The sequence below is a fragment of the Stenotrophomonas sp. GSD10 genome, from assembly GCF_056172695.1.
Genome location: NZ_JAOCMC010000002.1, coordinates 1,267,405 through 1,280,874, shown reverse-complemented (window position 1 = coordinate 1,280,874; position 13,470 = coordinate 1,267,405). Strand labels below are relative to the sequence as shown.

13 protein-coding genes, 1 tRNA gene and 1 pseudogene are annotated in these 13,470 nt (G+C 67.1%); 5 read left to right on the top strand and 10 right to left on the bottom strand.

Annotation, left to right across the window (positions count from 1 at the left end; all coding sequences use genetic code 11):
- Window positions 1-64 precede the first annotated feature (64 nt).
- Both N4G47_RS06215 and N4G47_RS06210 read left to right on the top strand, forming a co-directional pair.
- The gene (locus N4G47_RS06215) at window positions 65-1,408 is read left to right on the top strand and encodes a hemolysin family protein (RefSeq protein ID WP_475285900.1); all 1,344 of its coding nucleotides are present in this window, start codon (window positions 65-67) and stop codon (window positions 1,406-1,408) included.
- Complete coding sequence (locus N4G47_RS06210) at window positions 1,392-2,051, top strand: exopolysaccharide biosynthesis protein (RefSeq protein WP_475285898.1); 660 nt, start codon at window positions 1,392-1,394, stop codon at window positions 2,049-2,051. Before N4G47_RS06215 ends, N4G47_RS06210 begins: the two co-directional genes overlap by 17 nt.
- A gap of 89 nt (window positions 2,052-2,140) precedes the next feature.
- Here N4G47_RS06210 and N4G47_RS06205 read toward each other — a convergent pair whose 3' ends face one another.
- The 4 genes from N4G47_RS06205 to N4G47_RS06190 form a co-directional block, all read right to left on the bottom strand.
- On the bottom strand, window positions 2,141-2,641 hold the full coding sequence (locus N4G47_RS06205) for a pyridoxamine 5'-phosphate oxidase family protein (protein WP_475285897.1): 501 nt from the start codon (window positions 2,639-2,641) through the stop codon (window positions 2,141-2,143).
- A gap of 67 nt (window positions 2,642-2,708) precedes the next feature.
- Window positions 2,709-3,704 (bottom strand): LLM class flavin-dependent oxidoreductase, encoded by a 996-nt coding sequence (locus N4G47_RS06200; protein ID WP_475285895.1) that lies wholly within the window; start codon window positions 3,702-3,704, stop codon window positions 2,709-2,711.
- A gap of 192 nt (window positions 3,705-3,896) precedes the next feature.
- Complete coding sequence (locus N4G47_RS06195; protein WP_475285893.1) at window positions 3,897-4,664, bottom strand: sulfurtransferase; 768 nt, start codon at window positions 4,662-4,664, stop codon at window positions 3,897-3,899.
- Window positions 4,665-4,758: 94 nt separating this feature from the next.
- Complete coding sequence (locus N4G47_RS06190; protein WP_475285891.1) at window positions 4,759-5,124, bottom strand: DUF6164 family protein; 366 nt, start codon at window positions 5,122-5,124, stop codon at window positions 4,759-4,761.
- Between the two features lie 70 nt (window positions 5,125-5,194).
- Between N4G47_RS06190 and N4G47_RS06185 the strand changes: the two genes are divergently transcribed.
- Window positions 5,195-5,629: an FKBP-type peptidyl-prolyl cis-trans isomerase gene (locus N4G47_RS06185; RefSeq protein ID WP_475285890.1), complete on the top strand. Its 435-nt coding sequence runs from the start codon at window positions 5,195-5,197 to the stop codon at window positions 5,627-5,629.
- A complete protein-coding gene (locus tag N4G47_RS06180; RefSeq protein WP_475285888.1) occupies window positions 5,616-6,863 on the top strand; it encodes a TIGR03862 family flavoprotein in 1,248 nt (415 codons plus the stop codon). Before N4G47_RS06185 ends, N4G47_RS06180 begins: the two co-directional genes overlap by 14 nt.
- A gap of 129 nt (window positions 6,864-6,992) precedes the next feature.
- Here the strand turns inward: N4G47_RS06180 and N4G47_RS06175 are convergent.
- From N4G47_RS06175 to N4G47_RS06160, 4 genes and pseudogenes are all read right to left on the bottom strand, one after another.
- Window positions 6,993-7,453: pseudogene (locus N4G47_RS06175) on the bottom strand (GNAT family N-acetyltransferase).
- A gap of 138 nt (window positions 7,454-7,591) precedes the next feature.
- Window positions 7,592-9,214: an FMN-binding glutamate synthase family protein gene (locus N4G47_RS06170; protein ID WP_475285886.1), complete on the bottom strand. Its 1,623-nt coding sequence runs from the start codon at window positions 9,212-9,214 to the stop codon at window positions 7,592-7,594.
- A 55-nt stretch (window positions 9,215-9,269) separates the two neighbouring features.
- On the bottom strand, window positions 9,270-10,556 hold the full coding sequence (locus tag N4G47_RS06165; protein ID WP_475285884.1) for a nucleotide sugar dehydrogenase: 1,287 nt from the start codon (window positions 10,554-10,556) through the stop codon (window positions 9,270-9,272).
- A 142-nt stretch (window positions 10,557-10,698) separates the two neighbouring features.
- Window positions 10,699-11,133 carry a BLUF domain-containing protein gene (locus N4G47_RS06160; protein ID WP_107233088.1) on the bottom strand — a complete coding sequence of 145 codons (435 nt, stop codon included), beginning with the start codon at window positions 11,131-11,133 and terminating at the stop codon, window positions 10,699-10,701.
- Window positions 11,134-11,262: 129 nt separating this feature from the next.
- On the opposite strand from N4G47_RS06160, the gene N4G47_RS06155 reads away from it, so the two are divergent.
- Window positions 11,263-11,349 (top strand) — tRNA-Leu (locus tag N4G47_RS06155).
- A gap of 59 nt (window positions 11,350-11,408) precedes the next feature.
- Here the strand turns inward: N4G47_RS06155 and hemN are convergent.
- Both hemN and N4G47_RS06145 read right to left on the bottom strand, forming a co-directional pair.
- Window positions 11,409-12,818, bottom strand: coding sequence for an oxygen-independent coproporphyrinogen III oxidase (gene hemN, locus N4G47_RS06150; RefSeq protein ID WP_475285881.1), 1,410 nt, complete (start codon window positions 12,816-12,818; stop codon window positions 11,409-11,411).
- 44 nt (window positions 12,819-12,862) lie between these two features.
- Complete coding sequence (locus N4G47_RS06145; RefSeq protein ID WP_475285879.1) at window positions 12,863-13,303, bottom strand: group III truncated hemoglobin; 441 nt, start codon at window positions 13,301-13,303, stop codon at window positions 12,863-12,865.
- Window positions 13,304-13,470 lie beyond the last annotated feature (167 nt).

Sequence of the window (13,470 nt, the reverse complement as noted above, 5' to 3'; positions counted from 1 at the left end):
TGCCTGAGCGCCTGCCGCCATCGCCAGCACCCGCCCTCCCTGCCACCAACCGGGGACGACGCCCGTGTTTGAAATCCTGATTGTCCTCGCCCTGATCGTGTTCAACGGCTTCTTCGCCATGTCCGAGATGTCGGTCATGACCTCGCGCAAGAGCCGCCTGAAGCAGATGGCCAGCACCTCCAAGCGCGCCGCCAAGGCGCTGGAGCTGTCGGAGAAGCCGGAGAACTTCCTGTCGACCGTCCAGATTGGCATCACCCTGGGCGGCATCCTGACCGGCGTGTACGGCGGTGAGGCCATTGGTAACAGCATCGCCCACCATCTGCAGGTGATGTTCCCGTCGCTGGCCGACACCATCACCCTGTTCGGTGATCCGCAACCCCTGTCGAACCTGATCGGCAAGACGCTGGCCGTGGCGCTGATCACCTTCCTGACCTTGATTTTTGGCGAGCTGGTGCCCAAGCGCCTGGCCATCACCCGCTCAGAAGATATCGCCGGCATGGTTGCCCTGCCGATGGGCTGGCTGGCCCGAATTGCATTCCCGGCTGTGTGGCTGCTGTCCCATTCGACCCGCCTGGTCCTGCGCCTGATGGGGCTCGGCAAGGACGAAGCCGCCTCGGTGACTGAAGAAGAAATCCGCATGCTGGTGGCCGAGAGCCACGAGGCCGGCGTGATCGACGCCCACGAGCGCGACATGATGAACCGCGTCATGCGCCTGGGCGACCGCACCGCCGACAGCCTGATGACCCCGCGCAACCGCATCGCCTGGCTCGATACCCAGGCCGGGCTGGAGCGCAACCTGGAAATCATGGCCGAGCATGAGTTCTCGCGCTATCCGGTGTATCGCGACAACGACCAGGACGTGGTCGGTGTGCTGGAGCTGAAATCGCTGGCCACGCGCATGGCGCGCGGTGACAACGCCCTGTTCCAGACCCTGCGCGAAGCGCTGTATGTCTCCGAATCGACCCACGCGATGAAGCTGCTGGAGATCTTCCGCGAGGAACAGCAGTCGATGGCGCTGGTGGTGGACGAATACGGCGAGATCCAGGGCCTGGTGACCATCAGCGACCTGATGGGCGCGGTGGTCGGCCGCCTGCAGGCCGTTGAGAACGCCGATGAGGACGCGCTGGTGGTGACCCGCGAGGACGGCTCGCTGCTGGTGGACGGTTCGCTGCCGATCGAAGACCTGCGCGAACTGATCGGCAGCAACGACCTGCCCGATGCCGAGGACGGCGACTACTACACGCTGGCCGGCATGTGCATCCACTATTTCGGCCGCATCCCGCACGCCGGTGAGTACTTCGACTGGGCCGGCTGGCGCTTCGAGATCGTCGACCTGGACGGTGCGCGCGTAGACAAGCTGCTGCTGCGTACGTTGTCCGACGAGCAGGCCGATGAGCTCACCGCCTGAGGCCGACCCGGGCACGGGCCAGGAGCGCCCGGCCTATCGCAACGAGGGCATCCGCACCCTGCTGGAGATGTTCGCTTCCGGCGACCCGGCCGAGCACATGCCGCTCGGCCAGATTCTGCGCAACCTGCAGCAGAGCGCGTTCGGCGTGTTCCTGTTCGTGGCCATCCTGCCGTCGTTCATTCCGATTCCGGGCATGGGCGGCGCGGTCAGCGGCCCGCTGGTGATCCTGATCGGGCTACAGATGCTGTGCTGCCTGCGCCGCCCGTGGCTGCCGGGCCTCATCGCCCGGCGCGGGCCGAAGCGCGGCACCATGCACCGCTTCCTCGACCGCATCGACCGGCCGTTGCGGCGCCTGGACCGGATGCTGAAGCCACGCCTGCCGCAGCTGCTGACACCGCTGCCGGCGCACGCCTTCACCGGTCTGCTGCTGGTGCTGCTGGGCATCCTGCTGTCGCTGCCGATTCCGTTCACCAACTTCCTGTTCGGCTTCCAGCTGCTGCTGTTCTCGCTGGCGCTGCTGGAGCGTGATGGTGCCCTGATGCTGTTCAACTGGATCGCAGCGCTGGCGGCAATCACCTTCTTCGGTTTCAGTTCGGGGCAACTGGTGGGCTACACGGTGGATCTGTTCCAGCGCTGGTTCTGAACCCGCACCCGGTAGAGTCGGCCGCTGGCCGGCTGCCACGTTTCCGGGATTGCCGGCCAGCGGCCAGCACTACCAACATCGGATGTCCGTCATCCACGCAGATCAATGAACCCGTTGTCGGCCAACGCCGCTGGTTCGTCCTGCACCGCCGACAACACGAACGTCAGCGCCTTGCCCAGCAGCGTGCCCGGGCCATCCCAGTATTCGGCGCTGTCGGCACACACATGGATCAGGCGCAGGTTGGGGTCATCCTTCCCACCAGGGAAGAACAGCTTCATCGCCGGCGACCACAGCTCTTCGATCTTCGCGCGGTCATCGACCACACGCGCACGTCCTGCCACCGACACATAGGTGTTCTTCGACGGCGAGGCATACGCCACATTCACCTGCGGATCGAGCGCGATCTCGGCCACTTTAGGGCTGTCGGCGGTGATGACGAACCACAGGTCACCGTCGAAGGTGACCTGCTGGGTGGCCAATGGCCGGCTGTAAAGGCGGCCATCAACGCCGGTGGTGGTGAACATGGCCACCTCCACGTCCTGGATCAGTTCGGCCAGCTGGGCGATGTGTTCGGCACGGGTGTCGGCCATGGGGGCTCCATCGGTGTGGGGCCCCCATCAGACGCGCTTTGAGCGCAATGCACCGTGACGCAATTGTTCAGCCCGCGTGGCGGGCATGCCAGGCGTGCATGGCCAGTTCGAACGAACGCAGGCGCGCTCGGTGGTCATACAGGTTGGCAGTCAGCATCAGCTCGTCGGGCTTGTGGCGGTCAACGAAGGCGGCGATGCCCTCAGCGACCTGCTGCGGATCGCCGAGTACGGTGCAGGCCAGCGCCCGTTCCACGCCCAGCTTCTCGTGCGGTTCCCAGAACGATTCGATGTCGTCGATCGGCGCCGGAATCCTGCCCGGTCGGCCGCGACGCAGGTTCACGAAACTCTGCTGCTGGCTGGTGAACAGGCGGCGCGATTCGGCCTCGCTGTCACTGGCGACGACGTTCAGCGCCAGCATCGCGTGCGGATGCTTCAACGTGGCCGAGGGGCGGAACTCGCGGCGGTACACCGCCAGTGCTTCGTCCATTGCATCAGGCGCAAAGTGCGAGGCGAACGCGTACGGCAGGCCCATCGACGCGGCCATGCGCGCGCCGAACAGACTGGAACCGAGAATCCACGTCGGTACGCGCAGGCCGCCACCGGGAACAGCCTGCACGGCCTGGCCCGGCTGCACCGGTTCGAAGTAGTGCAGCAGTTCGCGCACGTCCTGCGGGAACTGGTCGGCGCTGTCGAAGTAGCGGCGCAGTGCGCGCGCAGTAGGCTGGTCGGTGCCCGGCGCGCGGCCCAGGCCGAGGTCGATGCGGTCCGGATACAGCGAGGCCAGCGTGCCGAACTGCTCGGCCACCTGCAGCGGTGCATGGTTGGGCAGCATGATGCCGCCGGCACCAACACGGATGCGCTGGGTACCACCGGCGACGTGGCCGATCAGCACGGCGGTGGCCGCACTGGCGATGCCGGGCATGTTGTGGTGTTCGGCCAGCCAGTAGCGGCGATAGCCCAGCGCGTCGGCGTGCTGGGCCAGTTCCAGCATGTTGGCAAAGGCGGCAGTGGTGTCACTGCCCTCGCAGACCGGGGCCAGGTCGAGAATCGACAACGGGATCATCAGGCGGTATTCCGTCACAGGATTCCCCTTGTGATGGGGTCGGCCGGGGGCAACGGCCAGTGACGGTGGCGGGATGCTGATTCCCGCAGGATGGGTTCAGCGCCCGCAGGGCGTGATCCGGTAGTGCCGGCCGCTGGCCGGCAGGCAGGGCACCCTGGCAGCCGGCCAGCGGCCGGCTCTACCGCGGAAGCGTTAGAACGCGCTGGGGCGCAGCTCAGGCAACGGCTGGTCCACCATCGGCTTCAACTCTGCATCCAGCGCCACACGCTCGTCGAACACGAAGCAACGGCCTTCATAGCCTTCCCCACCCACTTCCTCGAAGTAGCCCAGGATGCCGCCATCGAGCTGCAGCACGTTGTCCATGCCGTCGTTGACCATCCACAGCGCGGCCTTCTCGCAGCGGATGCCGCCGGTGCAGAAGCTGACCACGGTGCTGTCCTTCAGCGCCTCGCGATGCGGCGCCAGCGCCTCGGGCAGGTCGGTGAACTTGTGGATCGGCAGCACCAGCGCATCCTTGAAGGTGCCGTACTCGACCTCCTGCAGGTTGCGCGTGTCGAGCATCACCACCGGTTTGCCGGCATCGTCGTGGCCCTGGCGCAACCAGCGCTGCACGGTGGCCGGATCGACCGCGGGTGCACGCGGATAATCCAGCGGCTGGCCGTCGTCGCGGCGGAAGCTGATGATCTCGTCCTTGACCTTGGCCTTCAGCCGCGCGAACGGCTGGTGTTCGCTGAGGCTGGTCTTGACCCGCAGGTCAACGAAGCGCGTGTCTTCGCGCAGCGTCGAATAGAACCCTTCGATCGCGTCCGGCGCGCCGGCCAGGAACAGGTTCAGGCCCTCGCCCGCCACCAGGATCGTACCGCGCAGCGCCGCCGCCTCGGCACGCGCCAGCAGCTGGTCGCAGAGGGCCTGGGGAGCGTCGATGACGGCGAAATGGTAGGCGGCGGTGTTGGCGATCATCCCGCCATTTTAGCGCCAGAGCGCGCCGGGGTCAGATTCAGCGTTCACCCATTCAGGGGCAGCGCCCTCTGCGCAGCAGAGGAATCCGCCCCCTTTACCCGCGCAGCAGCATGAACGGCAGCAGCACCAGGGCCGCCGCGGCCGCCATCGCCAGCAGCACCAGCACCACATACAGCGGGCGCCGCCGCAACAGGCTGCCGAAGGTCTCGGCGGTGCCTTCGCGCAGCGCCTGCTCGCGCTCGGCCCGGATACGCGGGCCGCGTTCGGCCTGGTAGCCGGCCATCAGCGCCTTGGCGCGGGGATGATCGGCGTCCTCGCGCAGCCACAGGCCGCCGTTGGAAATGCCCCAGGGGCTGGGTTCGGTGCGGTACCAGGCGATGCCGTGCTGGTCCAGCAGGGTACAGACATCGGCATATTCGTCGTCGCCGACGTTGCGCAGATTGAGCAGGAGTTTGGCCATGCCGCCATGATACTCGGCACCGATGCGCTACCCTTGCCGCCCTCGCCCTGCGCCCTTCCGGAGACGCCCGATGCGCCGCCTACTGCTTCCCCTGCTGCTGTCCCTCGCCGCCGCCGGCTGCTCGACCGAGCCGTCCGGCCCGCCGCCGGGTGGCACCCTGACCACCTTCGAGCGCATCGACAGCGTGCCCGGCACCGGTGCCGAAGCCGTCGCGGGCAGCAAGGTCACCGTGCATTACACCGGCTGGATCTACGACAACCGCACCGAGAACAAGCACGGCAAGACCTTCGACAGCTCGGTCAGCCGTGGCGAGCCGTTCACCTTCGCGCTGGGCGCCGGCCAGGTCATCCGCGGCTGGGATGAAGGCGTGGCCGGGATGAAGGTCGGCGGCAAGCGTACGCTGATGATCCCGCCTGACTACGGCTATGGAGACCGCCGCGTCGGCCCGATCCCGGCTGGCTCGTCACTGGTGTTCGACGTCGAGCTGCTCGATGTCAAACCGTAATGCCACCCCGCCGCGCCGGGTTGCCGTTGTTGGTGGCGGCCCGGCCGGACTGTTCGCCGCCGAACGCCTGCGCGCGGCCGGGCTGGACGTGGATCTGTACGAGGCCAAGGGCTCTCCCGGTCGCAAGTTCCTGATCGCCGGCAAGGGCGGGCTCAACCTCACCCATTCCGATCCGCGCCCGCTGTTCGACAGCCGCTACCGCGAGCAGGCCACTGCCGTGGGCCACTGGCTGGACGGCTTCGACGCGCAGGCACTGCGAGACTGGGCCGCCGGTTTCGGCGTAGAGACCTATGTGGGCAGCTCCGGCCGCGTGTTTCCGGTCGACCGCAAGGCCGCGCCATTGCTGCGCGGCTGGGTGCGCCGCTTGAAGGAACAGGGTGTGCGGCTGCATGCCAACCACCGCTGGATCGGCTGGAGCGATGACGGTGCACTTCGCTTTGCCACCGAAGCAGAGGAAATCCTTGTCCACGCCGATGCCACGGTGCTGGCGATGGGCGGCGGCAGCTGGCCGCAGCTGGGCAGTGACGGCGCGTGGGTCGTGCCCCTGCAGGCGCGCGGCGTCGCTATCGCGCCGCTGCAGTCGGCCAACTGCGGCTTCGACGTGGACTGGACCCCGTTCTTCGCCCAACGCAATGCCGGCGCCCCACTGAAACCGGTGGTCGCGCACTGGATCGACCTGGCCGGCCAGCCGCAGTCGCTGCAGGGCGAATGCGTGGCCAGCGACTACGGCATTGAAGGCAGCCTGATCTATGCCCTGGCCGCCGATCTGCGCGAAACCATCAATCGCGACGGCCACGCCATGCTGTGGCTGGATCTGGTGCCCGGCCGTGACGAGGCGCGGTTGCTGGCCGACCTGTCGCGCGCGCGCAAGGGCCGCAGCTTCGGCGAACACCTGCGCCGCCAGGCGGGCCTGGATGCGGTGAAGGCCGCGCTGGTGTTTGAGACCCTCGGCAAGGAGGCAGGCAACGATCTGCCGGCCGTGGCTGCCACGCTCAAGCGGTTGCCACTGCGCCTGCAGCGGCCACGGCCGATGGCCGAGGTGATCAGCACCGCCGGTGGCGTGCGCCTGGAGGCGCTGGATGAGGGCCTGATGCTGCGTACCCTGCCCGGCGTGTTCTGCGCTGGCGAGATGCTGGACTGGGAAGCCCCGACCGGCGGCTACCTGTTGACCGCCTGCTATGCCAGCGGCCTGCGTGCGGCCGAGGGTGTGATCGAGTGGTTGGCCGGGCGGTAGGACCGGCCCGGTAGAGTCGAGCTTGCTCGACTGCTTCGCGCGGCAGAGCCGAGCCCATGCTCGGCTTGAATCAACGGCAGTCGAGCAAGCTCGACGCTACAAGAGCAGTCGAGCAAGCTCGACGCTACGTCACCACGGCCGGCGCATGCTCACTGACGCCAGCGCGACGCCGCTGGGATGCGGGTAGCTCTCCTCGCGCACGCTGATGAAGCCCTGCCGCTGGTAGAACGGCACTGCGTTGAGCGAGGCCGACAGTACCACCTCACGCCCGCGATCGGCCATTGCCAGCACCCGCTGCATCAGCGCCTGGCCAATGCCCTGGCCGCCACGATCAGGATCGACGAACAACGCGTCGACTTCATTGGCGTCGCTGTCAAACACGCCGAATCCGAGCAGGACGCCCTGCGCATCCTCGGCCACCACACAACCGCCCTGCCCCAGCAGGCGCGCGTACTGCGACGGTGGCGGCGACGCCGACCACGGCGCGATGACCTCCGGGGGTAGTGGCTGCTGCAGGTCTCACGCACGCAACGTGTGCGCAGCGCCCACAGCGTAGCCACATCGTCGAGGGTGCCGGTCCTGAACTGCATGATGTCTCCCTGTAGAGTCGAGCTTGCTCGACTGTTCTTTCGCAGTCGAGCAAGCTCGACTCTACCAAGCAAGGCAGTCGAGCAAGCTCGACGCTACCGAAAGGCAGCCGAGCATGGGCTCGGCTCTACGACAACACGCTATCGCGACTTGCTGGCGCGCAGGGCCTGGATCTTCGGCGGCGGCTGGAACGAATCGCTGCGTGCGTCGGCCCAGAACGCATGGAACACCGCGTGATCCGGCACCCTGTGCAGCAGTTCGCCAGGCTCCAGATAGCGGTACAGCGAAGCCAGCGAACGGATCTCCACCGGCGATACCCGGCGCAGGATATGCTCGGGCCCCAGTTCGGCCGGGTCGTTCAACCCCGCCGCACACAGCAGCTCCTTCAATGCATGCAGCGTGTGCTCATGGAAGCTGTGCACGCGGGTGGCTTTGTCGGGGGCGTCCAGGTGTTTCCAGCGGGCCGGATCCTGGGTGGCGATACCGGTCGGGCACTTGTCGGTATGGCAGCTGAGCGACTGGATGCACCCCAGCGCGAACATGAAGCCCCGCCCGGCATTGCACCAGTCCGCCCCCAGCGCGATGGTGCGCGCGATGTCGAAGGCACTGGTGATCTTGCCGGCCGCACCGATGCGGATGCGCTCGCGCAGGTCGAGGCCCACAAGGGTGTTGTGTACCAGCAGCAGCGCCTCGTGCATCGGCACGCCGACATGGTCGACAAACTCGGCCGGCGCCGCACCCGTGCCGCCCTCGGCGCCATCGACCACGATGAAGTCGGGCAGCAGTCCTGTTTCGTTCATGGCCTTGGCGATGCCGAACCATTCCCACGGATGGCCGATGGCCAGCTTGAAACCGACCGGCTTGCCGCCGGACAGCTCACGCAGGCGGGCCACGAACTGCAGCAGTTCAACCGGCGTGGAGAAGGCCGAATGCCGCGACGGCGATACGCAGTCCACGCCCATGGGAACGCCACGCGTCACCGAGATCTCGGCCGTCACCTTCGGCGCCGGCAGCACGCCACCGTGGCCCGGCTTGGCGCCCTGCGAGAGCTTGATCTCGATCATCTTGACCTGGTCGTGGGTGGCGTTGGCAACGAAGCGCTCCTCGCTGAAGCCGCCCTTCTCATCGCGGCAACCGAAGTAGCCCGAGCCGATTTCCCACACCAGGTCACCGCCCATTTCGCGGTGGTACGGCGAGATCGAGCCCTCGCCGGTATCGTGATAGAAGCCGCCGCGCCGCGCGCCTTCGTTCAGTGCGCGGATCGCATTGGCCGACAACGAGCCAAAACTCATCGCCGAGATGTTGAACACGCTGGCCGAATAGGGCTTGGCGCAGTTGCCGCCGATCAGCACGCGGAAGTCATGCTTGGCGATGGCGGTCGGCGCCAGCGAATGGTTGATCCATTCGTAATCCACTGCGTAGGTGCTGCGCAGGGTACCGAACGGCACCGTGTCCATTTCGTTCTTGGCGCGCTGATAGATCAAGGCGCGCTGCTGCCGCGAAAAGGGTACATCTTCCAGATCGCTCTGCACGAAGTACTGGCGGATCTCCGGGCCGATCGATTCAAGCCCGTAGCGGAAGTGCGCCATCACCGGATAGTTGCGGCGCAGCGTACTGCGCTTCTGCAGCAGGTCCCAGCTTCCCAGTGCCACCATGGCGGCGGTCAGGCCAACGCCCCAGTACCAGGCCGGCCACAACGTGGCCAACCACAGGCAGACAGGAAACATCAGGATGGCGAGCAGGTAGACGATATACCGGTGCATGGCGTTCCTCGATTGCAGCTGCCACCGAGTCTACCGCGCGGCCCGTCGAGCGCGCTTACAGTCGGCCGTCAACCACGTTGCGCGGCCAGGCCGATTTCACGTCGTAGACCAGGCCTCCCGGTGCCAGCAGGCCACGGATGGCTGCTTCCTCCATGGCCTTGAAGCGGGCATGCGCCACCGCCAGCACCACCGCGTCATAGCGGCCGGAAACCGGTTCGGCCAGCCACTGCACGCCGGCCTGCGCCAGTGCGGCCGGGCCCACCCAGGGGTCGCTGACATCCACCTCGGCCCCGGCCTCGCCCAGGCGCTGCGCCAGTTCCAGCGCACGGCTGTTGCGCAGGTCCGGGCAATCCTCCTTGAACGTCACGCCCAGTACCAGGATGCGCGACTGCGCCGGCGAACGGCCGCGCTCTGCCAGCATCGCCAGCACGCGCGCCGCCACATGGGCGCCGACACGGTTGTTGACCTGGCGTGCGGTGTGGATCAGGTCCGGGTGGTAGCCCACGCTCTCTGATTTGTGCAGCAGGTAGTACGGATCCACGCCGATGCAGTGACCGCCGACCAAGCCAGGCCGGAACGGCAGGAAGTTCCACTTGCTGCCCGCCGCGTCCAACACGTCCTGGGTGTCGATGCCAAGCCGGTCGAAGATCAGGGCCAGCTCGTTGACCAGCGCGATGTTGACGTCACGCTGGATGTTCTCGACCACCTTGGCCGCCTCGGCCACCCGCATCGACGGTGCCGGAAAGGTACCGGCAGCGATGATGCGCTGGTACAGCTGATCGATGACAGCGGCGACCTCCGGCGTCGAACCGGAGGTGATCTTGCGGATATCGGCCAGACGCCGCTGGCGATCGCCGGGGCTGACCCGTTCCGGGCTGTAGCCGCAATAGAAGTCCTCATTGAAGCGGAGCCCCGAGCCCTGTTCCAGCAGCGGCACGCACACTTCCTCGGTGGTGCCGGGGTAGACCGTCGATTCGTAGATGACCAGATCGCCGGCGCGCAGGTGGCAGGCGATCAGCCGCGAGGCCGAGCGCAACGGCTCCAGGTCGGGTTGCTCGTAGGCGTCGATCGGCGTGGGCACGGTGACGATGTAGACATTGGCCGCGTCCAGCTGCGCGGCATCGCTGCCGAACTGCAGCTGCTGCGCGCTGGACAGCTCATCGGGCTCCATCTCCAGCGTATGGTCCTGCCCGCGGCCGAGTTCGGCGATGCGCTGCGGATCGATGTCGAACCCCAGCGTCGGCCAGTGCCGGCCGAAGGCCACCGCCAACGGCAGGCCAACATAGCCCAGGCCGATCACCGCGAAGCGAGGAGCGACCGCCGCCGCCAGCGGCGCACTCATCGAAGCACCGCGCGCAACCAGAGGGTGGCACGCGCGTTGCCATGGCTCCGACCAACACACTCATCCGCTGCACCACTCCGGGGAAACCCAGGCCAGAAAGGCTACAGCGTAACGGCCCCGGCGCCCTGCCGCCAAGGCGGCCTCATGAACCCAGCGCGACCGCCGCCGGCTCGAGTTCGCCATCGGCGCCGGTCCAGGCCTGCCGCAGGCGCTCGAAGCCACCACTGCCGTGCAGGAACCCGGGCCAGGCCGCATTGACGATCTGTGTCAGCAGATCCGGATCGATCCGGCGCGTGCCCATCGACCAGCGCGGGAATGCACGCTGCGCCACCGGCGCGCGGCACAGCAGCTGCAGCTGCCCGTGGCTGCGCGCATTGGCAATGCGCGGAAACACCGAATCGATGCCGTCTTCGGGGCCTTCCAGGTATTGCAGGAACCGTCGGCCGTCGAACATCAGCACGCCGGTGACGCCGGCTACACGATTGAACGCCGTGGCATCGGCCAGCAGGCGGTCAAGGTCGGTTGTCCGCAGTTCGGCATGGGCCTGGCTGGCGTAGGCAATCGCGTGCAGCGACATCAGGTGGCTCCCCCTGGGAACGATGGCCGGGACTATGACATGAATAGGAGCGGCAGTTAAGCATGCCGCCGCCCGGCGTCGAACCGACCGACCCGCCACGGGTGGGCTACAATCGGCGCCGCGCTGCGCGCCCGGATGGCGAAACTGGTAGACGCATCGGACTTAAAATCCGCCGACCGCAAGGTCATGCCGGTTCGATTCCGGCTCCGGGCACCAACATGGCAATGCAGCAGGGTGTCCGCGCTTCGGGACATCGCACGGAAACCTGCAAACGCTCAGATCGCACGCGAATAGCGCGGCTGTTCGTGCGCGCTGCGCAGGTAGGGATCGAAGCACATCGCCAGCAACCGCAGCAGCGGCCGTCCCGGCTCGCTGGCACGCACCACGCCGTCGCGGCACTCGGCCAGACCATCGGCCTGCAACTGCCGGACCGAGCGCAGATCCTCGGCAAAGTACTGTCCGGCGTCGATGCCATGGCGCTGGCCCAGCGCATGCAGGTCCACTTCGCCCTGGCACATCAGCTGCTGGATCAGCTCCGCGCGCAGCTGGTCATCCGCGCTCAGCGCAACGCCACGCCAGACCGGCAGCTGGCCCTGGTCTACCGCCTCCTCCCACGACGGCAGATCACGCGGGTTCTGGCTGTAGCTGGCACCGATGTGGCTGATCGCACTGACGCCCAGCCCCAACAGATCGGTATCGGCGTGCGTGGTGTAGCCCATGAAGTTGCGGTGCAGCTGGCCGGCACGCTGTGCACGCGACAGATCTTCTTCCGGCAGTGCGAAATGATCCATGCCGATGTACTGGTAGCCGGCGGCCGAGAGCCTCTCCACCGCCAGGCCCAGCAACGCCAGCTTGTCCTCCGGTGACGGCAGGCGGCGCTCGTCGATCTGCCGTTGCGCGCGGAACAGGTGAGGCAGGTGCGCATAGCCGTAGACCGCCAGGCGATCGGGGCGCAGCGCCAGCACCTGCTCCAGGGTGAGGCCGAATCCCTGCAGGGTCTGTCCGGGAAGGCCATAGATCAGGTCGACATTGACCGAGCGCATGCCGCTGTCGCGGCAGGCGCGCAGGATGTCCAGCGTCTGGCGCACGCCCTGCACGCGGTTGATCGATGCCTGCACCTGCGGATCGAAATCCTGCACGCCCAGGCTGGCGCGGTTGAAGCCGAGCCGTGCCAGCATGGCCACGTCACCGGCGTCGATGAAGCGCGGGTCGAGCTCGATCGAGAAGTCACGCTGTGACGAATCACTGAAGTCGAAGCGCCGGCGCAGACCTTCCACCAGCGTGGTCATCGCGTCGGCATCGAGAAAGTTCGGGGTGCCGCCGCCCAGGTGCAGCTGGATCACTTCGCGGCCGTCCTCGAACTGCGGTGCAAGCAGATCGGCCTCGGCCAGCACACGCGACACGTAGCTGTGCCCGCGCCCCCGGTCGCGGGTGATGATCCGGTTGCACCCACAGTAGAAACAGGGGCTGGAACAGAACGGCACATGCACGTACAGCGACAAGGCGCGGGCCTGCCGGTTGCTGTCGGCGATCGCCTGGCGCAGCGCCGGGGCGTCGAAGCCCTCATGGAAGTGCGGCGCGGTCGGATACGAGGTGTAGCGCGGCCCGGGCCGGTCGTGCCGGCGCAGCAGATCGGGGTCGAAGGTCCAGGCCAGGCCGCCGGCAGCGGGAGAGAACGTGTCCATGCCGCCAGCATCGCGCCGGACGGACGGTGCCGCCTTGACCCAGATCAATCCTGGCCGGGCAATCCCAGCACCGGCAGTCCCACCTGCGGCCAGCGCAGCATCTGGTAGCGCTTCCAGAAGGTGTCTCCAATGCGCGCGGCCACGTCGTTGGCCAGCTCCTGCATGGGCAGGTTGCCGCACTCGGCGGTGGTGATCCGGAACAGCACCAGCCAGCGGTCGAACAGGTCCTTGTCCAGCTCGATGGCCATGTGCTTGGACATCGGCGAACCCTTGAAGCGGCGGGTGCCGCGCAGCATCGCCGACCAGAAGTCGACCAGCTGCGCCAGGTGCTCCGGCCAGTCATGCACGTGCGCCTCGAACACCGGACCCAATCGTTCCTCTTCGCGCACACGGGCGTAGAAGTCGTGGACCAGGCGCGTCACTTCCTGCTCGGTGCACAGCTCGGGCGAGGCGACAGGAAGGACAGGCGGCGGTATTGCGTTCATCGGGGTACCCAAGGCGTGCCGGCAGTGTGCCGCGGCAGGGCGGCATCGCCGTTGATCCAGATCAATGTCGGCGCACTCGGCTGCACCTAGGCTGCCATGCTTGCAGGAAGCATGCCCTGCGGATGCGGCGCCAACCTGGACGAAGTATACGCGCCGCCCACTTTTCG